Below are 24,603 nucleotides of genomic sequence, written 5' to 3'. Positions count from 1 at the left end.
CAGGGATGTCGGGTATCTGGGGCCGGGTGGACGAATACATCGTTGAGACGCTCTTTGACAAAGATGTTGCGTTGTCTGACGCGCTCTCAGCCAACGCAGCCGCGGGACTCCGGCCGATCGACGTGTCCGCGGCGCAGGGCAAGTTCCTGCATCTCCTGGTCCGGATGAGCGGGGCGAGGCGGGTGCTGGAGGTCGGTACGCTCGGCGCCTACTCGACGATCTGGATGGCGAAGGCGCTGCCCGATGGCGGCAAGGTGGTCACGCTCGAGTACGACCCGCATCACGCCCAGGTGGCGCGGCAGAATATCGAGCGGGCAGGGCTCTCCAGCGTGATCGAGGTTCGGGTAGGGGCCGCCGCCGAGACGCTGCCGATACTGGCGGCGGAGAGCCAGGAGCCGTTCGACTTCGTCTTTATCGATGCGGACAAGCCGAACAACACGACCTACCTCGACTGGGCGATCCGGCTCGGCCGGCCCGGCACGGTGATCGTCCTCGACAACGTGGTTCGCAACGGCCAGCTGGTCAATGCTGCAAGCACCGATCCCAACGTCAAGGGCAGTCGCGGCGCGTTCGAGCTGATCGCGGCCAGTCCCAGGCTATCGGCCACAGCACTGCAGACGGTGGGAGCGAAAGGCTACGATGGCTTCGCGGTGATGATCCTCGACTGACGATCACTGCGCCTTGTAGCCAATATACCCTGTGTACTCGTCCAGTACGACCGACCAGACGCCGAACGCAGCATTGAGGTTGTCTCGCGTGACTCCGTACTCGAGGTTCACGTCGTACTCGATTGCCGCATCCAGATCGGAGTCGAGATAGGCGTTGCCGAAGCGCTTGTCGCGGTTCCAGGCGTTGATCGCATCCAGCGTCGGCTTGAGGTTGGCAAAGCCGGCATAGAAGTTGAGGTCCTCGCAGGCCCGGCCCTCGGCACAATTCATGAAGAAGACGTAGTACGGTACGCCCTTGATCCGGCCGGCGATGCGCGGGCTGCCATCGGGCTGCGTCTCGAGCGCGGCGGAGCCGTAGCCCCGGGCAAGGGTGACGATGTCATCAACCCTGCTGCCGTCGAAGATGTCGTGGCCAAGGGCAGGGGAGGCGGCAAGCGAGGCCGCCATGACGAGCCATTTCATCGAGGTGTCCCAAATGGAGTCTTTGGCGGGGACAGTACACGGGTGGAGTGCGGCGGCCAATGCACAGACCCGGTCCCCGTCGATTCCCTGAAAGGCGAGGAAAACCCGAGGCTCAGTCTGTTCAAAGCCATGCAGGGAAGGCAAACAAGCACTGCCTGTTCGACCTGCGGCGCCCTGAAGCCGATATTCCCCGGATTTGCGGGGCGCTGAGCACGCCATTCCCCGCAAAGAATCCTTGACGGGGGGACTCACTCCCCATATAGAGGCGCAACCTTAGCGGTCGGTCGTGAAGTTCACGCGGGTATCTGCCACCTTGTGCGGGCATCCAGGAACCTCAAACACACTGCCAAAGGCACGAGACGACGACAAATCTTTGTGCGCATGAACGCCGGTCTCCCGGTGGTCCGCTGCAATGAGAGGCGCCGCTGCCCCCGAGGGGGTGGAATTGGCGCCCCTTTGGTTTGTTTGCGTCTTCCGCAATGAATTCGGACCGATGGAAAGAGCGCAATGCCGACCATTAATCAGTTGATCCGCAAGCCTCGGGCGTCCAAGCCCAAGCGGAACAAAGTACCGGCGATGGAAGCAAACCCGCAGAAGCGCGGCGTGTGCTCTCGCGTCTATACGACTACCCCGAAGAAGCCGAACTCGGCTCTGCGCAAGGTCGCCAAGGTCCGGCTGACCACGTCCCGTGAAGTCATTTCCTACATCCCCGGCGAAGGCCACAACCTCCAGGAGCACTCGGTGGTGCTGATCCGCGGCGGTCGTGTGCGCGATCTGCCGGGTGTGCGTTACCACGTGCTGCGCGGCGTTCTCGACACCCAGTCGGTGAAGGATCGCAAGCAGCGCCGTTCCAAGTACGGCGCGAAGCGGCCGAAGTAAGGAGCAGATCCAATGTCCCGTCGTCACGCTGCCGAGAAGCGCGAAGTCAACCCCGATCCCAAGTTCGGTGACCTCGTCGTCTCGAAGTTCATGAACTCGCTGATGGAAGACGGCAAGAAGTCGGTCGCCGAGACGATTGTCTACGGTGCATTCGACATCGTGCAGTCCAAGCTGAAGCAGGACCCGGTTACGGTGTTCCACACTGCTTTGGACAACATCCGGCCGGCCGTAGAAGTCCGCTCGCGCCGTGTTGGTGGTGCGACCTACCAGGTCCCGGTGGAGGTCCGTCAGGACCGTCAGCAGGCCCTAGCCATCCGTTGGCTCATCGAGTCCGCCCGCAAGCGCGGCGAGCACACCATGAAGGAGCGCCTGTCGGGCGAGCTCATGGATGCCGTCAATGGCCGTGGTCAGGCCGTCAAGAAACGCGAAGACACGCACCGTATGGCTGACGCCAACCGTGCCTTCTCGCACTACCGCTGGTAACGGAAGGCTCCTCGCAAATGGCCCGCGAATACCCGATCAATCATTACCGTAACTTCGGCATCATGGCCCACATCGATGCCGGCAAGACGACCACGACTGAGCGTATCCTCTACTACACCGGCAAGAACCATAAGATGGGCGAGACGCACGACGGTGCCTCGACCATGGACTGGATGGAGCAGGAGCAGGAACGCGGGATCACCATTACGTCGGCTGCTACGACGACGTTCTGGAAGGGCCGTGACGGCACGCAGTTCCGTTTCAATATCATCGACACCCCCGGCCACGTGGACTTCACCATCGAAGTCGAGCGTTCGCTTCGCGTGCTCGACGGCGCCATCGCGCTGCTCGACGGCAACCAGGGTGTTGAGCCGCAGACGGAAACCGTCTGGCGCCAGGCCGACAAGTACCACGTTCCGCGTCTGATCTTCGTCAACAAGATGGATAAGACCGGCGCCGACTTCTACTACTGCCTCGATACGCTGGATAAGCGCCTGGGCATCAAGACCTGTGTCATGCAGCTGCCGATCGGCGCCGAGACCGATTTCCGCGGCGTCGTCGACCTCGTCGAGATGAATGCGCTCGTCTGGCGCAACGAAGAGCTCGGCGCCCAGTGGGACGTCATCGAGATCCCGGAAGATCTGAAGGCCAAGGCCGTTCAGTACCGCGAGAAGCTGGTCGAGACCGCCGTCGAGATGGACGATGCGGCCACCGAGGCTTACCTCAACGGCGACATGCCGGACAACGACACGCTGCGTCGCCTGATCCGCATGGGCACCATCGAGGCCAAGTTCTTCCCGGTCTTCTGTGGTTCGTCCTTCAAGAACAAGGGCGTGCAGCCGCTGCTGGATGGCGTTATCGACTTCCTGCCGGCCCCGACCGACATTCCCGCGATCAAGGGTATCGACGTCAAGACCGGCGCCGAGATCGATCGTCACGCCACCGACGATGAACCGCTGTCGATGCTGGCCTTCAAGATCGCCAACGACCCGCACATGGGCTCGCTGACCTTCTGCCGCATCTACTCGGGTCACCTCGAAGCCGGTGCCTCGCTCGAGAACACGGTCAAGGAGAAGAAGGAACGCGTCGGTCGCATGTTCCAGATGCACTCCAACGCCCGCGAGCAGATCACTGAAGCCTACGCCGGTGACATCGTCGCCATCGTCGGCCTCAAGGACACGACCACGGGCGACACGCTCTCGGATCCGGCCCACAAGGTCATTCTCGAGCGCATGGAGTTCCCGGAGCCGGTCATCGACATCGCCGTCGAGCCGAAGTCGAAGGCCGACCAGGAGAAGATGGGCCTCGCCCTCGCTCGCCTGGCTGCTGAAGATCCGTCGTTCCGAGTGAAGACCGACGAAGAGTCCGGTCAGACCATCATCTCGGGCATGGGCGAACTGCACCTCGACATCATCGTCGACCGCATGCGCCGCGAGTTCAAGGTCGAAGCCAACATCGGTGCGCCGCAGGTGGCCTACCGCGAGGCGATCACCCGCACCGTCGAGCACGACTACACCCACAAGAAGCAGTCGGGTGGTTCGGGCCAGTTTGCTCGCATCAAGTTCCGCATCGAGCCGAATGAGCCGGGCAAGGGCTTCGAGTTCACCTCGGAAGTTGTCGGCGGCAACGTGCCGAAGGAATACGTGCCTGGCGTGCAGAAGGGCGTGCAGTCGGTCATGGGCGCCGGTCCGATCATCGGTTTCCCGATTGTCGACGTGAAGTTCGCGCTCACGGATGGTGCCTACCACGACGTCGACTCGTCGGTCCTGGCGTTCGAAATTGCCGGCCGCGCTGGCTTCCGCGAGGCTATCGAGAAGGCGGCGCCGAAGATCCTCGAGCCGATCATGCGGGTTGAAGTTGTGACCCCGGAAGACTATGTGGGCGACGTCATCGGCGATCTGAACTCTCGCCGCGGCCAGATCCGCGGCACCGAGGCCAGGGGTATTGCCCAGGTGATCGACGCGATGGTGCCGCTTGCCAACATGTTTGGCTACGTCAACTCGCTGCGTTCCATGTCCCAGGGACGTGCGCAGTACACCATGACGTTCGACCACTACGAGCAGGTCCCGACCGCGGTGGCCCAGGAAGTACAGGCCAAGTACGCCTAAACAACAGATCCGGCCGATCCGGGAGTCTCTCCCGGATCGCCGAAAAGCAACAACGACAACTGAGTTCCTAATGCCGGCAAGCCAAGCTGGCACCCAACGGAGAATACGATGGCCAAGGAAAAGTTTTCCCGCTCCAAGCCGCACTGCAACATCGGCACGATCGGTCACGTCGACCATGGTAAGACTTCGCTGACCGCAGCGATCACCAAGGTGCTGGCAGAGACGGGCGGCGCCACCTTCAGGGCGTACGACGCGATCGATAACGCGCCGGAAGAGAAGGCCCGCGGCATCACCATCAACACCTCGCACGTCGAGTACGAGACCGAGAAGCGCCACTATGCACACGTGGACTGCCCCGGTCACGCCGACTACGTGAAGAACATGATCACCGGTGCTGCCCAGATGGACGGCGCGATCCTGGTCGTGTCCGCCGCTGACGGCCCGATGCCGCAGACCCGTGAGCACATCCTGCTCGCCCGTCAGGTTGGTGTGCCGGCCCTGGTCGTGTTCCTCAACAAGTGCGACATGGTCGACGATCCGGAACTGCTTGAGCTCGTCGAGCTCGAGGTTCGCGAACTGCTCTCGTCGTACGAGTTCCCCGGCGATGACATTCCGATCATCAAGGGTTCGGCGACCGAGGCTCTGAACGACGGCAACAAGCAGCTTGGCCACGACGCCGTGCTGGAGCTGATGCGCGCTGTCGACGAGTACATCCCGCAGCCGGCTCGCCCGGTTGACCAGCCCTTCCTGATGCCGATCGAAGACGTGTTCTCGATCTCGGGCCGCGGCACCGTGGTTACCGGCCGCGTCGAGCGCGGTATCGTGAAGGTTGGCGAGGAAGTCGAGATCGTCGGCATCAAGGCGACGCAGAAGACGACCGTGACCGGCGTTGAAATGTTCCGCAAGCTGCTGGACCAGGGCCAGGCTGGCGACAACATCGGTGCGCTGATCCGTGGTATCGACCGTACGCAGGTCGAGCGCGGCCAGGTGCTGTGCAAGCCCGGTTCGGTGACCCCGCACACCGACTTCGTGGCTGAGGCCTACATCCTCACCAAGGAAGAGGGTGGCCGTCATACGCCGTTCTTCGCGAACTACCGTCCGCAGTTCTACTTCCGCACCACCGACGTGACCGGTGTGGTCTCGCTGCCGGAAGGCACCGAGATGGTGATGCCGGGCGACAACGTGAATATCTCGGTTCAGCTGATCGTGCCGATCGCCATGGAAGAGAAGCTCCGCTTCGCTATCCGTGAGGGTGGCCGTACCGTTGGTTCGGGCGTCGTCGCCAAGATCCTGAAGTAAGCCTGGTAATCCAGGGCGCGGCGCGCGTCAGCGTGCGCCGCGTTCCATTTTTCGCTGGGAAAGCAAGATGAACGGTCAAAACATTCGCATCCGGCTCAAAGCCTTTGACCACCGTGTGCTCGACACTTCCACCCGGGAGATCGTGAACACGGCCAAGCGTACGGGTGCGCAGGTGCGCGGGCCGATCCCGCTGCCCACACAGATTGAGAAGTTCACGGTCAACCGTTCGCCGCACATCGACAAGAAGTCGCGCGAGCAGTTCGAGATCCGGACTCACAAGCGTCTCCTGGACATTGTGGATCCGACCCCGCAGACCGTCGACGCTCTCATGAAGCTCGATCTCGCCGCCGGCGTCGACGTCGAAATCAAGCTCTGAAACGAGTTTTCGCGCTGATCATCCAAAGGGTCCTCTTGGAAAAATGACCCGGTCAGCCGCCAAAGAGAAAAGGTAACAACCGATGCGTTCTGGTTTGATCGCACAGAAGGTGGGGATGACCCGACTGTTCATGGAGGACGGCACGCACGTCCCCGTGACCGTGCTCAGCCTCGAGAACTGCCAGGTCGTGGGTCAGCGCACGCAGGAGAAGGACGGCTACACTGCCCTCCAGCTCGGCGCCGGCACCGTCAAGGCAAAGAACATTACCAAGGCCGATCGCGGACAGTTCGCCGTCGCCAAGGTCGAACCGAAGCGTCAGATAACCGAGTTTCGTGTCGATCCTGCGAACCTCATCGAAGTGGGCGCCACCTTCCAGGCCGACCACTTTGTCGAGGGCCAGCTGGTCGATGTGACCGGGACGTCGATCGGTAAGGGCTTTGCCGGCGGCATGAAGCGCTGGAACTTCGGTGGTCTGCGCGCCACGCACGGTGTGTCCGTTTCGCATCGTTCGCACGGCTCGACCGGCCAGCGCCAGGACCCCGGCAGGGTGTTCAAGGGCAAGAAGATGGCCGGCCACATGGGCGACCGTCGCGTTACCACCCAGAACCTGAAGGTCGTGCGCACCGACGTGGAGCGCGGTCTCATCATGGTCGAGGGCGCTGTCCCGGGTGCCAAGGGTGCCTGGATCCAGATCAAGGATGCGGTCAAGAAGGCTGCTCCGAAGGGCGCTGCGGTGCCCGGTTCGTTCAAGGCGGCTGTCGCAGCCGTGGCCGAGGAGGCGAAATAATGGAACTCCAGGTCACTACTCTGGATGGCAAGGCCGACGGTTCGGTCACCCTGAAGGATGAGATCTTCGGTCTCGAAGTCCGTCAGGACATCCTGCACCGCATGGTCCGTTACCAGCAGCTCAAGGCGATGGCCGGCACCCACAAGGTGAAGCATCGCTCCGAGATCGCCTACACTTCGAAGAAGTCGGTGAAGCAGAAGGGTTCGGGCGGCGCTCGTCACGGCAACAAGGCTGCGCCGCAGTTCCGTGGTGGTGGTCGCGCGTTCGGTCCCGAGCCGCGCAGCCATGCCATCGACCTCCCGAAGAAGGTTCGCGCTCTGGCCCTCAAGCACGCCCTGTCGGCCAAGGCTAACGCGGGTGAGCTCGTTGTGGTGTCGAACGTCACCACCAAGGAGCCGAAGACTGCCGCGCTGGTCGCGCAGTTCGGCAAGCTCGAGTGGACGAACGCACTGATCATCGACGGTGCCGAAGTTGACAAGAACTTCGCCAACGCGGCCCGCAACATTCCGCAGATCGACGTGCTGCCGGTGCAGGGGATTAATGTCGCCGACATTCTCCGCCGCCATAAGCTCGTTCTGACCAAGGCAGCGCTCGAGGCGCTCGAGGCACGGTTCGCATGAGCAAGTACAGCAACTACGACGTGATCCGGAACCCGGTTGTCACCGAGAAGTCGACGATGGCCTCCGAGCACGGCCAGGTCGTGTTCGATGTCGCGATCGGCGCCACCAAGACCCAGATCAAGGAAGCCGTCGAGGCTCTCTTCTCGGTCAAGGTGAAGGCGGTCAATACCCTCGTCCGCAAGGGCAAGGTGAAGCGCTTCCGGCAGGAGCTTGGCACCCGCAAGGACGTCAAGAAGGCCATTGTCACCCTGGTCGACGGCCAGTCGATCGATATTTCGACCGGCATCTAAGGGGAGAGAGAACAAATGGGTTTGAAGACTTACAATCCGACCTCTCCGGGCCGCCGCCAGCTCATCACGACCGATCGGTCGGAGCTGTGGAAGGGCAAGCCGGTCAAGACGCTGACCGAGGGTCTGTCGCAGAAGGGTGGCCGCAACAATGCCGGCCGGATCACCGCGTATCACCGTGGCGGCGGGCACAAGCGTACGTATCGTATCGTCGACTTCCGCCGCACCCGCTGGGACGACGTGGCGACGGTCGAACGCCTCGAGTACGATCCGAACCGTACGGCCTGGATCGCGCTGCTGAAGTATGAGGACGGCGAGCTCGCCTATATCATCGCTCCCCAGCGCCTCGCCGCCGGCGACAAGGTCGTCTCCACGCTCGGTGCCGCCGACGTGAAGCCGGGCAATGCCATGCCGCTCGAGCGCATGCCGGTCGGCACGATCGTGCACAACGTCGAGATGAAGCCCCGCAAGGGTGGACAGATCGCGCGTTCGGCCGGTGCCTATGCCCAGTACGTGGGTCGCGACGCCGGTTGGGCGATCCTGCGCCTCAATTCGGGCGAGCAGCGCCGAGTGCACGGCACCTGCCTGGCCACGGTCGGTGCCGTGTCGAACCAGGATCACGCCAACATCTCGATCGGCAAGGCCGGTCGTAGCCGTTGGCTCGGCCGGAAGCCGGTCAACCGCGGTGTGACCATGAACCCGGTCGATCACCCGCATGGTGGTGGTGAAGGCCGTACTTCGGGTGGTCGTCACCCGGTGAGCCCGTGGGGCAAGCCGACCAAGGGTAAGAAGACCCGCAGCAACAAGTCGACGGACAAGTTCATCGTCCGCTCGCGTCACGTGAAGAAGGGCCGCTAAGCCATGTCGCGTTCAGTCTGGAAAGGCCCGTTCGTCGACGGCTACCTGCTCAAGAAGGCAGAGACCAGCCGTGCGAGCGGTCGCAACGAAGTCATCAAGATCTGGAGCCGCCGTTCCACGATCCTGCCGCAGTTCGTCGGTCTGACCTTCGGCGTTCACAACGGGCACAAGCATGTGCCGGTGAACGTGCAGGAAGAGATGATCGGCCACAAGTTTGGCGAGTTCGCTCCGACCCGTACCTACTACGGGCACGCGGCCGACAAGAAGGCCAAGAGGAAGTAAGATGAGCAAGCCGAAAACTCAGCGCGCGCTCAAGGACAACGAGGCCAAGGCGGTTCTCCGCATGCTTCGGACCTCGGGCCAGAAGCTCAACCTCGTGGCGGCGATGATCCGCGGCAAGAAGGTCGACAAGGCCCTGGCCGAGCTCGAGTTCTCGCGCAAGCGCGTCGCCGGCCCGGTGAAGAAGACGCTCGAGAGCGCGATCGCCAACGCCGAGAACAACCACGGCCTCGATCCGGACAGCCTGATCGTTGCGGAAGCCTATGTCGGCGACGGCCTGATCATGAAGCGCTTCATGGCGCGTGGTCGCGGCCATGCTGCTCGTCTCGAGCACACGTTCTCGAACCTCACGATCGTGGTTCGCCAAGTTGAGGAGACCGCATAATGGGTCAGAAGATCAACCCGATCGGTCTGCGCCTTGGCATCAACCGCACCTGGGATTCGCGTTGGTACGCGAGCAAGGGTGAGTACGGCAACCTGCTGCAGGAAGACCTGAAGATCCGCGAGACCCTGCTCGAGGACCTCAAGCAGGCCGCGGTCTCCAAGATCGTCATCGAGCGCCCGCACCGCAAGTGCCGCGTGTCGATCCACACTGCCCGTCCGGGCATCGTGATCGGCAAGAAGGGCGCCGACATCGACAAGATCCGCGCCAAGGTGAAGAAGTTCACCGACAGCGAAGTGCACATCAACATCGTTGAAGTGCGCAAGCCGGAAACCGATGCGAACCTCGTCGCGCAGGGCATTGCCCAGCAGCTCGAGCGCCGCGTGGCCTTCCGCCGGGCGATGAAGCGTGCAGTGCAGACGGCGATCCGCATGGGCGCCGGCGGCATCCGCGTGAACGTCGGCGGCCGGCTCGGTGGTGCTGACATTGCGCGTACCGAGTGGTACCGCGAAGGCCGCGTGCCGCTGCACACCCTGCGCGCCGACATCGACTACGGCACGGCCGAGGCCCGTACGACCTACGGCATCATCGGCATCAAGGTGTGGGTGTTCAAGGGCGAAGTGCTCGAGCACGATCCGTCGGCGCATGAGCGCCGTGCAACGGAAGCCTCGCCGAGCGAAGGCCAGCGCCGCGAGCGTGGTGACCGCGAGGATCGTGGCGATCGCCCGAACCGTCGCGACCGCGAGCGCGAAGCTGCGAACTGAGAAGGCATAGACAGAAATGCTGCAGCCAAAACGTACCAAGTTCCGCAAGGCACATAAGGGCCGCATCCATGGCAACGCCAAGGGTGGCACGGAGCTGGCTTTCGGTCAGTTCGGCCTGAAGTCCCAGGAGCCCGAGCGCGTCACCGCTCGCCAGATCGAGGCGGCCCGCCGCGCGATCACCCGCGAGATGAAGCGCGCCGGCCGTGTCTGGATCCGCGTCTTCCCGGACCTCCCGGTTTCCAAGAAGCCGACCGAAGTCCGCATGGGTAAGGGCAAGGGGTCGGTCGAGTTCTGGGCGGCCCGCGTCAAGCCGGGTCGGATCCTGTTCGAAATCGACGGCGTCCCCGAGGACGTCGCCAAGGAAGCCCTGCGCCTCGGCGCCATGAAGCTTCCGATCATCACGCGGGTCGTCACCCGCATTGCGGATTGATAGCCATGGCAGCCAAGAAGAAGACCGAGGCCAAGTCCGGCGCAACCGCCGACCTTCGTGCCAAGACCCCCGACGAGCTGAAGGATCAGCTCCTCGGGCTGAAGAAAGAACAGTTCAACCTTCGCTTCCAGCGCGCTACCCAGCAGCTGGAGAAGCCCTCCCGGGTGCGTGAGGTCCGCCGTGAAGTCGCGCGGGTCAAGACGATCCTGGGCGAGAAGGCCAAGGCGAAGTAAGGAGACCAGAGATGCCCAAGCGCGTACTGCAGGGGACCGTGGTCTCCGACACGAACGACAAGACTGTGGTGGTGCGGGTTGACCGCGCGTTCACCCACCCGGTGATGAAGAAGACCGTGCGCCGGTCCAAGAAGTACCACGCCCACGACGAGGCCAACGTGGCCAAGGTCGGGGATGTTGTCTGGATCGAAGAGTCGGCGCCGATTTCCAAGAACAAGCGCTGGGTCCTCAAGCCCTCCGCGTAAACCGGAATTTAGGGCTCGCCTTGTAGGCAGACCCCGAAACTTAGAAGGCATCAAGCCATGATCCAGATGCAGTCCAATCTCGACGTCGCCGACAATTCCGGCGCGCGTCGTGTCATGTGCATCAAGGTACTTGGCGGTTCGCACCGCAAGTACGCCTCCGTGGGCGATATCATTGTTGTCTCGGTCAAGGACGCGATCCCGCGCGGCCGCGTCAAGAAGGGCCAGGTGATGAAGGCCGTTGTCGTGCGCACCGCGTTCCCGGTCCGCCGCACCGACGGCACCATCATCCGCTTCGACCGCAACGCCGCCGTGCTGATCAACAATCAGTCGGAGCCGATCGGCACCCGCATCTTCGGGCCAGTCCCGCGCGAGCTGCGTTCCAAGAACCACATGAAGATCATTTCGCTTGCGCCGGAGGTGTTGTGATGGCCTCGAAGATCAAGAAGGGCGACAAGGTCGTCGTTCTGGCCGGCAAGGACAAGGGCAAGACCGGGCAGGTGCTGCAGGTCATTCCGTCTGAGACCCGCGCCGTGGTGCAGGGCCTTAACCTGGTCCGTCGCCACACCAAGCAGACCGCGAGCCAGGACGCCGGGATCTTCACCCGCGAGGCTCCGATCCACCTGAGCAACCTCGCGGTGGCTGATGCCAATGGCAAGCCGACCCGCGTCGGGTTCAAGATCAATGCCGACGGCACCAAGGTGCGCGTCGCCAAGTCGACCGGAGACACGATCGATGGCTGAGACCGTCTATATCCCGCGTCTCCGTACCCAGTACGATGAGACCATCAAGCCGAACCTGATCAAGGAGTTCGGCTACAAGAACGTCATGCAGGCCCCCAAGCTCGATAAGATCGTGCTGAACATGGGTGTCGGCGAGGCTGTGAACGACACCAAGAAGGTGAAGGCCGCTGCTGCCGACCTTGAGAAGATCGCCGGCCAGAAGGTCGTCATCACGCATGCCCGCAAGTCGATCGCCGGCTTCAAGGTGCGTGAGAACATGCCCCTCGGCGTCAAGGTCACGCTGCGCAAGGCCCGCATGTACGAGTTCCTGGATCGCCTCGTGAACATCGCGCTGCCGCGCGTTCGTGACTTCCGTGGCCTGAATCCGAATTCCTTCGACGGCAATGGCAACTACGCCATGGGCATCAAAGAGCACATCATCTTCCCCGAGATCAATTTCGATCAGATCGATCAGACCTGGGGCATGGACATCATCGTGTGCACGACGGCCCGCACGGACGACGAAGCCCGGGCTCTGCTCAAGGCTTTCAATTTCCCCTTCCGGCAGTAACGGAAGAGACGAGGTAGGACATGGCAAAGACCAGCTCCATCGAGAAGAACAACAAGCGCAAGCGCCTGTCGAAGCAGCTCGCTCCCAAGCGGGCGAAGCTCAAGGCGATTGTCATGGATCAGAAGGTGTCGCTCGAGGAGCGCTTCGCTGCCCAGCTCAAGCTGGCCGCGCTGCCGCGCAACTCGGCCGAGAACCGCGTGCACAATCGCTGCGAAGTCACCGGCCGTCCGCGTGGCTATTACCGCAAGCTCAAGATGAGCCGTATTGCCCTGCGTCAGCTGGGTAGCCTCGGGCTCGTCCCGGGCATGGTCAAGTCGAGCTGGTAAGGAGAAACAGACATGTCCCTCTCTGATCCGATCGGCGATATGCTGACCCGCATCCGCAACGCGCAGCTGCGCCGTCGCGATGTGGTCACCACCCCGGCCTCGACCCTGCGTGGCCGCGTGCTCGACGTGCTGAAGTCGGAAGGCTTCATCCGCGGGTACTCGGAGTCGCACATGGACAACGGCGTCCTGCAGTACGACATCGAGCTGAAGTACTCCGACAACGAGCCGGTGATCCGGACGATCGAGCGCGTCTCGCGTCCTGGCCGCCGTGTCTATGCGTCGGTCAAGAATATCCCGTCCGTCGCGAACGGTCTCGGTGTGTCGATCCTGTCGACCCCGAAGGGCGTGATGGCCGACCACGAAGCTAAGGCCCAGAACCTGGGTGGCGAGGTACTCTGCCGCGTCTTCTAAGGCTTACGCCCTGAAGTCGTCGGTGTGACGATTACTCCGAAGGAAGTAGAACAGAATGTCCCGTACAGGCAAAAAGCCGATCCCAGCGGTCAGTGGCGTCACCGTCACGATCGCCGATCGCACGGTCACCGCGAAGGGGCCGAAGGGCGAGCAGTCGCTGACGCTCATGGATATCGTGAGCGCCAAGCAGACCGATGAGGGCATCGTCATCGAGCCCGCCAACGACAGCAAGGAAGCCCGCGCTGCCTGGGGGACGACCCGCGCGCTGATCAACAACATGGTGATCGGCGTCAAGGACGGGTTCGAGAGGAAGCTGCAGATCCAGGGCGTGGGTTATCGCGCCGCCATGCAGGGCAAGGATCTCAAGCTCTCGCTCGGTTTCAGCCACGAAGTGGTGTTCGAGACCCCCAAGGGGATTACCATCGCTGCGCCGACGCAGACCGAAGTTGTGGTCACCGGTGTCGACAAGCAGCAGGTGGGCCAGGTCGCGGCCGACATTCGCGGCTGGCGTCCGCCGGAGCCCTACAAGGGCAAGGGTGTGCGCTATGTGGGCGAGTACATCGCCCGCAAAGAAGGCAAGAAGAAGTAAGGAAGCGCCCAGATGCAGACCAAGCTCAATGGTGCGGATCGCCGCAAGGCGCGCGTCCGCAAGGCGCTTAAGGCCAACAATGCCGGCCGTCCGCGTCTGTCCGTGCACCGCACGGGCAAGAACATCTACGCCCAGATCATCGACGACGCCTCGGGCCGGACGCTCGCTGCCGCTTCGACGATCGACAAGGACGTGAAGTCGTCGCTCAAGAACGGCTCGTCTGCGGAGGCCGCGGCCACCGTCGGCAAGCTGATCGCCGAGCGCGGCATCGCCGCAAAGGTCTCCGAGGTCGTGTTCGACCGCGGTGCCTACCTCTACCACGGCCGAGTGAAGGCCCTGGGCGACGCGGCTCGCGAAGCCGGCCTGCAGTTCTGATCGCGCAAAGGAAGAGACAATGAGAGACGTTCAAGAGCGCGATAGCGAGTTCGTCGATCGCCTGGTGCACATCAACCGTGTCGCCAAGGTGGTGAAGGGTGGCCGTCGCTTCGGCTTTGCCGCCCTCGTCGTGGTCGGCGACCAGAAGGGCCGCGTTGGCTTTGGTCATGGCAAGGCGCGCGAAGTGCCCGAGGCCATCCGCAAGGCGACCGAGCAGGCCAAGCGCCAGATGATCCGCGTGCCGCTGCGCGAAGCCCGCACGCTGCACCACGATGTCGTGGGTCACCACGGCGCCGGCAAGGTCATTCTGCGTGCCGCCGTTCCCGGTACCGGCATCATCGCCGGCGGTCCGATGCGCGCCGTGTTCGAGACCCTCGGGGTCAACGACATCGTGGCGAAGTCGCAGGGCACCGCCAATCCGTACAACATGGTGCGGGCCACCTTCGATGCGCTGAAGCGCGTCGACAGCCCGCGTTCGGTCGCCGCCCGTCGCGGCCTCAAGGTCTCCGACCTTCAGGCTCGTCGTGGCGAGACCGTCGAAGCCTGATCCGGAGTAGTTGGAAATGGCCGATAAGACAGTAACCATCGAGCAGATCGCCAGCCCGTCGCGCCGTCCGGCCGACCAGCGGGCGACTCTGGTCGGGCTGGGCCTCAACAAGGTCCGCAAGCAGTCGACCCTCAAGGACACCCCCGAGGTCCGCGGCATGATCAACAAGATCCCGCACCTCGTGCGCGTCGTCGACGCCAAATAAGGGACGAGAACCATGACTCGTTTGAACGAACTCCGGGACAACCCGGGCGCCAACAAGAAGCGCGTGCGCGTCGGTCGCGGTATCGGCTCGGGCGTCGGCAAGACCGGCGGCCGTGGCGGCAAGGGCCAGACGGCACGCTCCGGCGTGGCCATCAACGGCTTCGAAGGCGGCCAGATGCCGCTGCACATGCGCATGCCCAAACGCGGCTTCAACGCACTGAATCCCAAGAAGTGGAACCAGTTGCGTATCGACCGCGTCCAGAACTACATCGACTCGGGCAAGCTCGATGCGAAGGGCGTGATCGATGCCAAGGCGCTTGTCGCCGCCGGCGTCATCCGTCGTGAGCTCGACGGCGTTCGCCTGATCGGGAGCTCGGGCTTCACTGCCAAGAAGGTGACCTTCAAGGTCGATCATGCGACCAAGGGCGCGCTGGCTGCTATTGAAGCGGCTGGTGGCAAGGTCGATATGCCTCAGGCAGAAGTAAAGGCTGACGCCTAACCGCGCCAAGCCCCAGTCTAAAGGGAGCGACCATGGCGTCCGCAGCCGAGCAGCTGGCCAAGAATCTCAACTTCGGGACCTTCGCGAAAGCGAAGGCCCTACAGCAGCGCATCTGGTTCACTCTGGGTGCGCTTCTCGTTTACCGGCTCGGGACGTATATCCCGGTGCCCGGCATCGATCCGGGTGCCTACGCGCAGACGTTCCAGGGTGCCCAGCAGGGCATCTTCGGCATGTTCGACATGTTCGCCGGCGGTGCCGTGCATCGCATGGCGATCTTTGCGCTGAACCTCATCCCGTACATCACCGCATCGATCGTCGTGCAGGTGATCACGACCGCCTCGCCGCGGCTTGAAGCCCTCCGCAAGGAAGGCGAGAGCGGGCGCCGGAAGCTCAATCAGTACACCCGCTACCTCGCCGTGCTGTTCTGCGCGGTGCAGGCCTATGGTATCGCCATCGGCCTTGAGAGCAGCCAGGGCGTGGTGATCAATCCGGGCTGGTTCTTCCGGCTGTCGACCGTGATCACGCTGGTTGGCGGGACGATGTTCCTGATGTGGCTGGGCGAGCAGATCACATCGCGCGGCATCGGTAACGGCATTTCGCTGATCATCTTCGCCGGCATCGTGGCCAACCTGCCGACCACCATCGTGCAGACGCTCGAGCTGACCCGCCAGGGCAGCATTGCCGGGTTCTGGGGCATCGGCCTGCCGTTGCTGGCGATCGTCGTGATTGCGGTGATCGTGTTCTTCGAGCGGGCGCAGCGTCGGTTGCTGATCCAGTATCCGAAGCGTCAGGTCGGCAACAAGATGTTCCAGGGCGACACGTCGCACCTGCCTCTGAAGCTGAATACGTCGGGCGTCATTCCGGTGATCTTCGGCTCGTCGCTCCTGCTGCTGCCGGCGACCATCGCGTCGTTCGCCGCCCAGGGCAGTGCGCCGGGCTGGCTGACGGTGACGGCGGCGCTGCTGGGCCGTGGCCAGCCGCTCTACCTGATCCTGTTCGCCGCGCTGATCATCTTCTTTGCGTTCTTCTACACCTCGATCGTGTTCAACCCGGCCGACACCGCGGACAACCTGAAGCGCTCCGGCGGCTTCATCCCCGGCATCCGTCCGGGTGAGCGGACGGCGCAGTACATCGACTACGTGCTGACCCGCATCACCGTGATCGGTGCGCTCTACCTGACGGTGGTCGCGCTCATCCCCGAACTGATCCATAGCCAGCTGAACGTCAGCCAGTTCATCGGCGGCACCTCGCTGCTGATCATCGTGACTGTCACCCTCGATACCGTGACGCAGATCCAGAGCCATCTGATTGCGCAGCAGTACGAGGGCCTGGTGAAGCGTTCGCGGCTGGGGAGCAAGCGCAAATGAGGTTGATCCTGCTCGGGCCTCCGGGCGCAGGGAAGGGGACGCAGGCCAAGGTGCTGATCGACAGCTACGGTATTCCTCAGCTGTCGACCGGCGATATCCTGCGGTCGGCGATCGCGGCCAAGACGCCGATGGGCCTTGCGGCCAAGGAGATCATGGATCGTGGCGATCTCGTCTCCGACGATATCGTGAACGGCATTGTCTCGGAACGACTGGACCAGGAGGACTGCAAGGCAGGCTTCATCCTCGATGGTTTTCCGCGCACCATTCCGCAGGCTCAGGCGCTCGACGCCATGCTGGCGGAAAAGGGCATGGGCCTCGACGCGGTGATCGAGATCACCGCGGACGCCGATGTCCTGGTGGGCCGAATCGCCAAGCGAGCCAAGGAATCGGGCGTCGCCCGCGGCGACGACAATGAGGAGGTTCTGCGCAACCGCCTCAGCGTCTACCGGGAGCAGACGGCGCCGCTCGTCGAGTTCTACCGGGCCAAGGGGCTACTGAAGAGCGTCGACGGCATGCAGCCGGTCGACGATGTCACGGCGGCGATCCGCCGGGCCGTGCATAACTAGTATGACCGGGGCAGGGCCCGTGGCAGTTGACTCTGCCGGGCCATGTCCTTATGAACCGCGCCAGTCTCATGGATTAACGGGCTGGATTCGGTTCCTCGCAGAGTGGGGGGTCGGACTCCGGTCCCTTGTCGTTATCAAACGGGTGGCTTCGGCCGCCGACTAAAGGAGAGCGGACGTGGCTCGTATTGCTGGCGTCAATATCCCGACCAACAAGCGCGTTGTCATCGCGCTTCAGTACATCCACGGCATCGGCCAGAAGTTCGCCAAGGACATCACCGAGAAGGTGGGCATCCCGGCTGAACGTCGCGTCAACGAGCTGACCGACGCCGAGGTGATCCAGATTCGTGAGACGATCGACCGCGACTACGTCGTGGAGGGTGACCTCCGCCGTAACGTGGCGATGAACATCAAGCGGCTGATGGACCTGGGCAACTACCGTGGCCTGCGTCACCGCAAGGGTCTGCCGGTCCGTGGCCAGCGCACCCACACCAATGCCCGCACCCGCAAGGGTCCGGCCAAGCCGATCGCCGGCAAGAAGAAGTAATTGGGGTCGCGGAGCACCTCTCCGCAATCCTGATGTAGCTGCTGGAAGTACGGCAGCGTCGATATCGAACTGAGGAAGCAAATTGGCAAAAACTGAAGTCGCGCGCGTCCGTCGCAAGGAGCGCAAGAATATCACCAATGGTGTGGCGCACGTGAATGCGTCGTTCAACAACACCATGGTCACCATCACCGACGTGCAGGGCAACACGATCTCGTGGTCGTCCTCCGGCGTGATGGGTTTCAAGGGTTCGCGCAAGTCGACCCCTTATGCCGCCCAGGTTGCGGCCGAAGATGCGGCCCGCAAGGCTCAGGAGCACGGCATGAAGACCCTCGAGGTCGAGGTTCGTGGTCCCGGTTCGGGTCGTGAGTCGGCCCTTCGTGCGCTGCAGGCTGCTGGCTTCAACGTCACCAGCATTCGCGATGTCACCTCGATCCCGCACAACGGTTGCCGGCCGCGTAAGCGTCGCCGCGTCTGATTTGTCACGGTAGATCTCCCGGCGCGCGCCCTCGCGCCGGGATAGCGACATTGCTTGGACAGGCGGTTAGGCGGACCGCCCATTTGAAAGGACAATACCGTGACCATCCAGCGGAACTGGCAGGAACTGATCAAGCCGACCAAACTGGACATCGTTTCGGACAGCGGTAACGTGCGCGTCGCCTCGGTTGTGGCCGAGCCGCTTGAGCGCGGCTATGGCCTGACGCTCGGCAATGCGCTTCGCCGCGTGCTGCTCTCGTCGCTCCAGGGCGCAGCTGTCACCGCGATCCAGATCGACGGCATCCTGCACGAATTCTCGTCTCTGCCCGGCGTGCGCGAGGACATTACCGACCTCGTGCTCAACGTCAAGGAAATCGCCCTGAAGATGGGTGGCGAAGGCCCCAAGCGCCTGACCCTCACCAAGCAGGGTCCGGCCGCTGTCACCGCCGGCGACATCAAGGTGTCGGGTGATATCGAAGTGCTGAACCCCGAGCTGGTGATCTGCCACCTCGACGACGGCGCCGAGATCAACATCGAGTTCACCGTCAATACCGGCAAGGGTTATGTCCCGGCCGTCAAGAACCGTCCCGACGACGCGCCGATCGGCTATATTCCGGTCGACGCGCTGTTCTCCCCGGTCCGTCGCGTCTCCTACAAGGTTGATGCGACCCGTGCCGGCGAGAGCCTCGACAAGGACAAGCTGACGCTGACCGTCGAGACCAACGGCGCGATCACGCCGGAAGACGCGGTGGCCTATGCCGCGCGTATCCTGCAGGACCAGCTGTCGGTGTTCGTCAACTTCGAGGAGCCCAGCAAGGAGAAGGCCGCGGACACCGTCCCCGAACTCGCCTTCAACCCGGCGCTGCTCAAGAAGGTCGACGAGCTCGAGTTGTCCGTCCGTTCGGCGAACTGCCTCAAGAACGACAACATCGTCTACATCGGCGATCTTATCCAGAAGACCGAAGCAGAGATGCTGCGCACGCCGAACTTCGGCCGCAAGTCGCTCAACGAGATCAAGGAAGTGCTCGCCCAGATGGGCCTGCACCTCGGTATGGACGTGCCGAACTGGCCGCCTGAGAACATCGACGATCTGGCCAAGCGCTACGAAGATCACTATTAAGCCGGCCAACACACAGCCGCTAACCGCCCGTCGTGAGACGCCCGGGCCTTAGGGAGTACTAAAATGCGCCACGGTAATGCGAACCGTAAGCTCAACCGGACCTCGGCCCACCGCAAGGCCATGTTCGCCAACATGTCCGCCTCGCTGATCAAGCACGAGCAGATCGTGACCACCTTGCCCAAGGCCAAGGAACTGCGTCCGATCGTCGAGAAGCTGATCACGCTCGGCAAGCGCGGTGACCTGCATGCCCGTCGTCAGGCGATTGCGCAGATGCGCGACGAGACGCAGGTGCAGAAGCTCTTTGGCGTTATCGGTCCGCGCTACAAGGAGCGTCAGGGCGGCTACATCCGCATCCTGAAGGCCGGTTTCCGCTACGGCGACAATGCCGCGCTCGCGGTGATCGAACTGGTCGACCGCGATCCCGACGCCAAGGGCCAGGACTCCGGTCCGGTCAACGTGGAGTCCGAGTCCGAAGCAGCATAAGGCTGTCGGTCAGGTATATGTTTCAAAAGGCGGTCCGGTCGATCCGGGCCGCCTTTTCGTTTGACCCGGACCCCATGTCGGGGCCGTATTAGTCACTCGGCTTGGGGAGAGTGAGCATGGCTGAACACGGATTGATCCTTGTTACCGGTGCAACCGGCTTCGTCGGCAAGTGGACGATCCTGCAACTGCTGCACAAGGGCCATCGCGTGCGCGGCACGATCCGCTCACTCGCGCGGGCGGCGGAAGTCACGGACACCCTGGGCCGCGAACTGGGACCAGCTGCGCTCGCCAACCTCGAACTGGTCGAGGCCGACCTGCTGAAGGACGAGGGCTGGACCGAGGCCATGGACGGCGTCTCTGCGGTCATGCACGTGGCGACCGTGATCCGGGGCGATGAACCCAAGGACCAGAGCCTGGTCATCCGGCCTGCGCTCGAGGGCACGCAACGCGTATTCCGCTTCGCCGATGCGGCCGGGATCAAGCGCATCGTCATGACTTCGTCGATTGCCACGGTCGGCTACGGCCACGGACAGACAAGCGGGCGCCGCGTCTACGACGAGACCTACTTCACCAATCTCGACAACATGCAGTGGACCTGGGCCTACTGCATCGGCAAGACCAGGGCGGAGCAGTTCGCCTGGGCTTTCGCCAAGGACCGCGGCGTCGCGCTCACCACGATCCATCCCGGCGCGATCATCGGCCCCGCGCTCGACGAACATGCGAGCATCTCGTTGGGCATGGTCAGCGGCCTGCTTGCCGGCAAGGTGCCGGCCATGCCGAGTAATGGCTTTTCGATCATCGATGTCAGGGATGTGGCGGCCCTGCACCTCGCAGCGCTGGAGAACGCCGGAACGATCGGTCAGCGCTACCTTGCGACCGCCGAATATACCCCGTTCCCGAGAGTTGCCGACATCGTGCGCGAGGCCTACCCGGATTGGCCGATCACGGACAGGCGGGTGCCCGACTGGGTCATCAAGCTGATCGCCCGTTTCGGCGGACCGGCGCGGCAGATCATCAACGATATCGGCAACGAGAAGATATTCGACGGCTCCAAGGGGGAGGAGCTGCTGGGGCGCAAGTTCATCGGGTCACGCGAAGCGATCCTCGCGACAGCCGAAAGCGTGATCAGGCTCGGCCTCGTGCAGAAGCCGGCGCCGAAGGCCTGACCCGGCGCTCGAGGCCCCACGCGCGATAGAGCTGGTTGAGCTGCGCCATCGAGCCCAGCTCGACCATCGGCAGACCTGCTGCGCGCAGTCGTGCCCGGTCCTGCTCGCGCTTGGGGGGCTGGACGATGAGGATCCAGCGCATCATCCCCCATTTGATGCTGTCACGGTCCCCGCTGAGCGATCCCGGCCGTGAGCGCTTCTGGAACAGCGTACGCCATAGGTAGCGACGGAAGTTCGCCCAGCGGTTGTCACCCAGCAGGATGATGCCTGTGGCGCGGGCGAAGCGCTGGGGCATCAGGCTGGAGTAGTTTCCGTCCATCACCCAGCGCTCCTCGCGGATCGCCGCATCGTGCAGGGCGGCGAACTCCTCGTCAGAACGCTGCACCCAGTCCGTGCCGGGCAGGTGGCGGAATAGATCGACATGATACGGCTCGGCATCGAGCTTTCTGGCCAGTGCAACGGCTAGGGTCGATTTGCCGGCATTGGAGGGGCCGCAGATCATGATGCGCGGGCCAAGGCTTTCGAGTGTGGGAAGTTCCGTCGACATGTCTCACCGCCATTGGCCTTGTCCCCCTACACCCACGCCCCCTTATCCTGCCGCCGTCCTACCACGGGCGGGCGGTCGCGACGAACGGACGGTGGCTGGATATCGAGGGTCATGGGAGTCGTCCCATGGCGGGTCGGTGTCGTGGGCAACCGGCCGACTGGTCAGGTCCCGTCCTGGTAACAGGGGTGTGGAGAGAGCCAGCCGCGCACGCTCCCTCACGGCAGCGGTCTCACTCAGACCTCGATCCGACCGGCGCGGCGACGGCCGTTTTGTTTGCGGACTAACCGCGTTGGCTGTCGCCGCGCCGGTCACCCGCCTGTCCGTATCCCGATGGCATTGGCCAGTCGGGCCTTTGGTGTTTGCGCTTTCACGACCCCACCGAGCGCACTAAGTTGCGCGCCAACGGAGGAAGCCATGTCGAAAGTCGTCATCATCGGTGGCAGCGGCCATGTCGGAACTTACCTGGTGCCGCGGTTGGTCGAGGCCGGCCATCACGTCGTCAACGTGGCGCGCGGCCAGCGCAAGCCGTACCAGCCGCACGCCGCGTGGAGCCGGGTTGAGACGGTCATGCTCGACCGTGATTCCGACGCGCATCGCGACAGCTTCGGCACAGCCATCGCGGCGCTCGAGGGCGACATTGTCATCGACATGATCTCGTTCGTGCTGCCGCGCACGCAACACCTCGTCGAAGCTCTGCGGGGCAGGGTGCAGCACTTCATCCATTGCGGCACGATCTGGGTCTATGGCCACAACGCCACCGTGCCGGCGACCGAGGACCAGCCGCTCAATCCCTTTGGTGAGTACGGCACGCAGAAGGCCGCGATGGAAACCTGGCTGCTCGCAGAGGCGCGGCGTACCGGCTTTCCGGCGACCGTGTTCCGCCCCGGCCACATCGTTGGTCCGGGTTGGGATCCGCTCAATCCGGCCGGCCATTTCAACTCGGAGGTGTTTTCCCGCATCGCCCGGGGCGAGCCGCTGGCGCTACCCAATTTCGGGCTCGAGACGGTCCACCACGTCCATGCCGACGACCTGGCGCGCCTCGTGATGGCGATCATCGCCAACCGGCCGGCAGCCGTCGGCGAGGCATTCAACGCGGTGTCGCCGCAGGCGCTGAACCTGCGCGGCTATGCCGAAGCGATGTATCGATGGTTCGGTCATGAACCGCGTCTCAGCTACATGCCCTTCGAAGAGTGGCGCACGCATCAGGTGCCCGAGGAGGCCGAGGCAACCTGGGAGCACATCATCCGCAGCCCCAGCCATTCGATGGACAAGGCCCGACGCCTGCTCGACTACACCCCGCACTACTCATCGCTGGAAGCGGTTCAGGAGGCCGTCAGCTGGCTTGTCGCCAACGGCCGCGTGCAGGGGCCTGCGCAGCAGGAGTAGTGGACGCAGGCGGCTGCAAAATTATCCCCGCGCCCCCTTCACTGTGTCATGAGCCTTGTCTAACAAGGGCAAAGCAAACGATTGCAGAGAGGGTCAGCGCTCATGTCCACCATCATCGACGTCACCGGCCGTCAGGTCTTCGACAGCCGTGGCAACCCGACTGTCGAGGTCGACGTGGTGCTCGACGATGGCAGCTTCGGTCGGGCGATCGTCCCCTCGGGCGCATCGACCGGCGCGCATGAGGCGGTCGAGCTGCGTGACGGCGGCAAGCCGTTCCTCGGCAAGGGCGTGACCAAGGCGGTCGATTTCGTCAACACCGAGATCTTTGCCGAGATTCAGGGGCTCGACGCACTCGATCAGATCGGGGTCGATCGCGCGATGATCGAGCTCGACGGCACCCCGAACAAGTCGCGGCTGGGCGCCAATGCCATCCTCGGCGTGTCGCTCGCCGTGGCCAAGGCTGCGGCTGAGTCGAGCTCGCTGCCGTTGTTCAGGTATATCGGCGGCCCCAATGCGCATGTCCTCCCGGTGCCGATGATGAACATCATCAATGGCGGCGCCCATGCCGACAATCCGATCGACATGCAGGAGTTCATGATCCTCCCGGTCGGCGCCGAGAGCATTGCTCATGCGGTGCAGATCGGTTCCGAGATCTTCCACACGCTGAAGAAGGGCCTCGCGGCCGACGGACACAACACCAATGTCGGCGACGAGGGTGGCTTTGCGCCGAACCTGAAGTCGGCCGAAGCTGCGCTCGAGTACATCGTCAGGTCGATCGAGAAGGCCGGCTACGAGGCGGGCAAGGATGTCTACCTGGGCCTCGACTGCGCCTCCACCGAGTACTTCAAGGGTGGAAAGTACGAGATGGAAGGTGAGGGCAAGTCGCTCTCTTCCGAGGACAACGCCAAGTTCCTGGCCGGCCTTGTCGACAGGTTCCCGATCATCACCATCGAAGATGGCATGGCCGAGGACGACTGGGAGGGCTGGAAGGCGCTCACCGACGTACTTGGCAAGAAAGTGCAGCTCGTTGGCGACGACCTGTTCGTCACCAATACCGAACGCCTCAGGTCCGGCATCAGGATGGGCGTCGCCAACTCTATCCTCGTCAAGGTGAACCAGATTGGCTCACTGTCGGAGACCTTGGACGCTGTCGATACCGCCCACCGCGCCGGCTACACCTCGGTGATGTCGCACCGCTCGGGCGAGACCGAGGATTCGACCATTGCCGACCTCGCGGTCGCCTGCAACTCGGGCCAGATCAAGACCGGCTCGCTGTCTCGCTCGGACCGGTTGGCCAAGTACAACCAGCTGATCCGCATCGAGGAGCAGCTGGGCTCGGCGGCGAAGTACGCGGGCCGCTCGATTCTCAAGGGCTGAGCGGATCCCGGACTTGGGGTGGTGGCCGGTGGCTGCCGCCCCGGTCGTGCCACCATCACAGGGTCATTCCCGCGAAAGCGGGAACCTCAGTTTGGGGATGGCGCGGTCAACAGAGGTCCCCGCTTTCGCGGGGATGACTCCGTGGATGGGATGGGCGGCGGTGCGGGACAGA

37 protein-coding genes are annotated in these 24,603 nt (G+C 63.4%); 35 read left to right on the top strand and 2 right to left on the bottom strand.

All coding sequences use genetic code 11. From position 1 onward, the window contains the following. Window positions 1-5 precede the first annotated feature (5 nt). Window positions 6-668, top strand: coding sequence for an O-methyltransferase (locus J0I99_RS02330; protein WP_291395564.1), 663 nt, complete (start codon window positions 6-8; stop codon window positions 666-668). Window positions 669-671: 3 nt separating this feature from the next. Here the strand turns inward: J0I99_RS02330 and J0I99_RS02325 are convergent, their stop codons facing one another. Next, on the bottom strand, window positions 672-1,130 hold the full coding sequence (locus J0I99_RS02325; RefSeq protein ID WP_291395563.1) for a YbjN domain-containing protein: 459 nt from the start codon (window positions 1,128-1,130) through the stop codon (window positions 672-674). A gap of 507 nt (window positions 1,131-1,637) precedes the next feature. Here J0I99_RS02325 and rpsL point away from each other — a divergent pair. From rpsL to J0I99_RS02165, 32 genes are all read left to right on the top strand, one after another. Next, on the top strand, window positions 1,638-2,009 hold the full coding sequence (gene rpsL, locus J0I99_RS02320; protein ID WP_291392968.1) for a 30S ribosomal protein S12: 372 nt from the start codon (window positions 1,638-1,640) through the stop codon (window positions 2,007-2,009). Between the two features lie 12 nt (window positions 2,010-2,021). Further along, window positions 2,022-2,492, top strand: coding sequence for a 30S ribosomal protein S7 (rpsG, locus tag J0I99_RS02315; RefSeq protein ID WP_291392970.1), 471 nt, complete (start codon window positions 2,022-2,024; stop codon window positions 2,490-2,492). Between the two features lie 17 nt (window positions 2,493-2,509). Further along, window positions 2,510-4,600, top strand: a complete 2,091-nt coding sequence (gene fusA / locus J0I99_RS02310) for an elongation factor G (protein WP_291392972.1) — start codon at window positions 2,510-2,512, stop codon at window positions 4,598-4,600. 108 nt (window positions 4,601-4,708) lie between these two features. Next, window positions 4,709-5,899 carry an elongation factor Tu gene (gene tuf, locus J0I99_RS02305; RefSeq protein WP_291392974.1) on the top strand — a complete coding sequence of 397 codons (1,191 nt, stop codon included), beginning with the start codon at window positions 4,709-4,711 and terminating at the stop codon, window positions 5,897-5,899. 67 nt (window positions 5,900-5,966) lie between these two features. Then, window positions 5,967-6,275, top strand: a complete 309-nt coding sequence (gene rpsJ / locus J0I99_RS02300) for a 30S ribosomal protein S10 (RefSeq protein WP_055049780.1) — start codon at window positions 5,967-5,969, stop codon at window positions 6,273-6,275. 82 nt (window positions 6,276-6,357) lie between these two features. After that, on the top strand, window positions 6,358-7,062 hold the full coding sequence (gene rplC / locus J0I99_RS02295; protein ID WP_291392975.1) for a 50S ribosomal protein L3: 705 nt from the start codon (window positions 6,358-6,360) through the stop codon (window positions 7,060-7,062). Continuing rightward, on the top strand, window positions 7,062-7,682 hold the full coding sequence (rplD, locus tag J0I99_RS02290; protein ID WP_291392977.1) for a 50S ribosomal protein L4: 621 nt from the start codon (window positions 7,062-7,064) through the stop codon (window positions 7,680-7,682). The genes rplC and rplD overlap by 1 nt, the downstream gene beginning before the upstream one ends. Then, complete coding sequence (locus tag J0I99_RS02285) at window positions 7,679-7,972, top strand: 50S ribosomal protein L23 (RefSeq protein WP_291395562.1); 294 nt, start codon at window positions 7,679-7,681, stop codon at window positions 7,970-7,972. Before rplD ends, J0I99_RS02285 begins: the two co-directional genes overlap by 4 nt. Window positions 7,973-7,987: 15 nt before the next feature. Further along, window positions 7,988-8,827 (top strand): 50S ribosomal protein L2, encoded by an 840-nt coding sequence (gene rplB, locus J0I99_RS02280; RefSeq protein WP_291392981.1) that lies wholly within the window; start codon window positions 7,988-7,990, stop codon window positions 8,825-8,827. A gap of 3 nt (window positions 8,828-8,830) precedes the next feature. Then, window positions 8,831-9,109: a 30S ribosomal protein S19 gene (gene rpsS / locus J0I99_RS02275; protein ID WP_055049075.1), complete on the top strand. Its 279-nt coding sequence runs from the start codon at window positions 8,831-8,833 to the stop codon at window positions 9,107-9,109. 1 nt (window position 9,110) lies between these two features. Then, entirely contained in the window at window positions 9,111-9,491 is a 381-nt protein-coding gene (rplV, locus tag J0I99_RS02270; protein ID WP_291392983.1) for a 50S ribosomal protein L22, read from the top strand. Then, window positions 9,491-10,252, top strand: a complete 762-nt coding sequence (gene rpsC, locus J0I99_RS02265; protein WP_291392985.1) for a 30S ribosomal protein S3 — start codon at window positions 9,491-9,493, stop codon at window positions 10,250-10,252. Before rplV ends, rpsC begins: the two co-directional genes overlap by 1 nt. 16 nt (window positions 10,253-10,268) lie before the next feature. Then, window positions 10,269-10,682, top strand: a complete 414-nt coding sequence (rplP, locus tag J0I99_RS02260) for a 50S ribosomal protein L16 (RefSeq protein ID WP_055049078.1) — start codon at window positions 10,269-10,271, stop codon at window positions 10,680-10,682. 5 nt (window positions 10,683-10,687) lie between these two features. After that, entirely contained in the window at window positions 10,688-10,915 is a 228-nt protein-coding gene (gene rpmC, locus J0I99_RS02255) for a 50S ribosomal protein L29 (RefSeq protein WP_291390135.1), read from the top strand. Window positions 10,916-10,926: 11 nt separating this feature from the next. Beyond that, complete coding sequence (rpsQ, locus tag J0I99_RS02250; RefSeq protein WP_055877908.1) at window positions 10,927-11,160, top strand: 30S ribosomal protein S17; 234 nt, start codon at window positions 10,927-10,929, stop codon at window positions 11,158-11,160. 57 nt (window positions 11,161-11,217) lie between these two features. Then, the gene (rplN, locus tag J0I99_RS02245; protein ID WP_291390136.1) at window positions 11,218-11,586 is read left to right on the top strand and encodes a 50S ribosomal protein L14; all 369 of its coding nucleotides are present in this window, start codon (window positions 11,218-11,220) and stop codon (window positions 11,584-11,586) included. Then, entirely contained in the window at window positions 11,586-11,900 is a 315-nt protein-coding gene (rplX, locus tag J0I99_RS02240) for a 50S ribosomal protein L24 (protein WP_291390137.1), read from the top strand. The genes rplN and rplX overlap by 1 nt, the downstream gene beginning before the upstream one ends. Further along, window positions 11,893-12,450, top strand: coding sequence for a 50S ribosomal protein L5 (gene rplE, locus J0I99_RS02235; protein WP_291390138.1), 558 nt, complete (start codon window positions 11,893-11,895; stop codon window positions 12,448-12,450). Before rplX ends, rplE begins: the two co-directional genes overlap by 8 nt. 20 nt (window positions 12,451-12,470) lie before the next feature. Beyond that, window positions 12,471-12,776: a 30S ribosomal protein S14 gene (rpsN, locus tag J0I99_RS02230; protein WP_291390139.1), complete on the top strand. Its 306-nt coding sequence runs from the start codon at window positions 12,471-12,473 to the stop codon at window positions 12,774-12,776. A 12-nt stretch (window positions 12,777-12,788) separates the two neighbouring features. Continuing rightward, on the top strand, window positions 12,789-13,187 hold the full coding sequence (gene rpsH / locus J0I99_RS02225; protein ID WP_291390140.1) for a 30S ribosomal protein S8: 399 nt from the start codon (window positions 12,789-12,791) through the stop codon (window positions 13,185-13,187). A 55-nt stretch (window positions 13,188-13,242) separates the two neighbouring features. Next, entirely contained in the window at window positions 13,243-13,776 is a 534-nt protein-coding gene (rplF, locus tag J0I99_RS02220; protein ID WP_291390141.1) for a 50S ribosomal protein L6, read from the top strand. Between the two features lie 12 nt (window positions 13,777-13,788). Then, window positions 13,789-14,151, top strand: coding sequence for a 50S ribosomal protein L18 (rplR, locus tag J0I99_RS02215; protein WP_291390142.1), 363 nt, complete (start codon window positions 13,789-13,791; stop codon window positions 14,149-14,151). Between the two features lie 19 nt (window positions 14,152-14,170). Continuing rightward, window positions 14,171-14,698, top strand: coding sequence for a 30S ribosomal protein S5 (gene rpsE, locus J0I99_RS02210; RefSeq protein WP_055877888.1), 528 nt, complete (start codon window positions 14,171-14,173; stop codon window positions 14,696-14,698). Between the two features lie 16 nt (window positions 14,699-14,714). Next, on the top strand, window positions 14,715-14,903 hold the full coding sequence (rpmD, locus tag J0I99_RS02205; protein WP_291390143.1) for a 50S ribosomal protein L30: 189 nt from the start codon (window positions 14,715-14,717) through the stop codon (window positions 14,901-14,903). Window positions 14,904-14,915: 12 nt separating this feature from the next. Next, a complete protein-coding gene (gene rplO / locus J0I99_RS02200) occupies window positions 14,916-15,401 on the top strand; it encodes a 50S ribosomal protein L15 (protein WP_291390144.1) in 486 nt (161 codons plus the stop codon). A gap of 32 nt (window positions 15,402-15,433) precedes the next feature. Beyond that, on the top strand, window positions 15,434-16,768 hold the full coding sequence (secY, locus tag J0I99_RS02195) for a preprotein translocase subunit SecY (protein ID WP_291395561.1): 1,335 nt from the start codon (window positions 15,434-15,436) through the stop codon (window positions 16,766-16,768). Next, on the top strand, window positions 16,765-17,334 hold the full coding sequence (locus J0I99_RS02190; RefSeq protein ID WP_291395560.1) for an adenylate kinase: 570 nt from the start codon (window positions 16,765-16,767) through the stop codon (window positions 17,332-17,334). Before secY ends, J0I99_RS02190 begins: the two co-directional genes overlap by 4 nt. A 175-nt stretch (window positions 17,335-17,509) precedes the next feature. Beyond that, entirely contained in the window at window positions 17,510-17,878 is a 369-nt protein-coding gene (gene rpsM, locus J0I99_RS02185) for a 30S ribosomal protein S13 (protein ID WP_291389521.1), read from the top strand. Window positions 17,879-17,960: 82 nt separating this feature from the next. Beyond that, entirely contained in the window at window positions 17,961-18,353 is a 393-nt protein-coding gene (gene rpsK / locus J0I99_RS02180) for a 30S ribosomal protein S11 (RefSeq protein ID WP_291395559.1), read from the top strand. 99 nt (window positions 18,354-18,452) lie between these two features. Continuing rightward, window positions 18,453-19,472: a DNA-directed RNA polymerase subunit alpha gene (locus J0I99_RS02175; RefSeq protein WP_291395558.1), complete on the top strand. Its 1,020-nt coding sequence runs from the start codon at window positions 18,453-18,455 to the stop codon at window positions 19,470-19,472. A 63-nt stretch (window positions 19,473-19,535) separates the two neighbouring features. Next, window positions 19,536-19,955: a 50S ribosomal protein L17 gene (gene rplQ / locus J0I99_RS02170; RefSeq protein WP_291389523.1), complete on the top strand. Its 420-nt coding sequence runs from the start codon at window positions 19,536-19,538 to the stop codon at window positions 19,953-19,955. A gap of 116 nt (window positions 19,956-20,071) precedes the next feature. Next, the gene (locus tag J0I99_RS02165) at window positions 20,072-21,121 is read left to right on the top strand and encodes an NAD-dependent epimerase/dehydratase family protein (protein WP_291395557.1); all 1,050 of its coding nucleotides are present in this window, start codon (window positions 20,072-20,074) and stop codon (window positions 21,119-21,121) included. Here J0I99_RS02165 and J0I99_RS02160 read toward each other — a convergent pair. Next, window positions 21,081-21,668, bottom strand: a complete 588-nt coding sequence (locus J0I99_RS02160; protein ID WP_291395556.1) for an AAA family ATPase — start codon at window positions 21,666-21,668, stop codon at window positions 21,081-21,083. The genes J0I99_RS02165 and J0I99_RS02160 overlap by 41 nt on opposite strands. Before the next feature lie 414 nt (window positions 21,669-22,082). Here J0I99_RS02160 and J0I99_RS02155 point away from each other — a divergent pair, with 414 nt between their 5' ends. Then, window positions 22,083-23,054: an NAD(P)-dependent oxidoreductase gene (locus tag J0I99_RS02155; RefSeq protein WP_291392441.1), complete on the top strand. Its 972-nt coding sequence runs from the start codon at window positions 22,083-22,085 to the stop codon at window positions 23,052-23,054. 102 nt (window positions 23,055-23,156) lie between these two features. Further along, window positions 23,157-24,431, top strand: a complete 1,275-nt coding sequence (eno, locus tag J0I99_RS02150; protein ID WP_291395555.1) for a phosphopyruvate hydratase — start codon at window positions 23,157-23,159, stop codon at window positions 24,429-24,431. Window positions 24,432-24,603: the final 172 nt, after the last annotated feature.

It is taken from the genome of Devosia sp., from assembly GCF_017307495.1.
In the GTDB taxonomy this organism is placed as follows: domain Bacteria; phylum Pseudomonadota; class Alphaproteobacteria; order Rhizobiales; family Devosiaceae; genus Devosia_A.
Note: the sequence above shows the minus strand (reverse complement) of the source record. Positions and strands in the feature narration are given on the sequence as shown.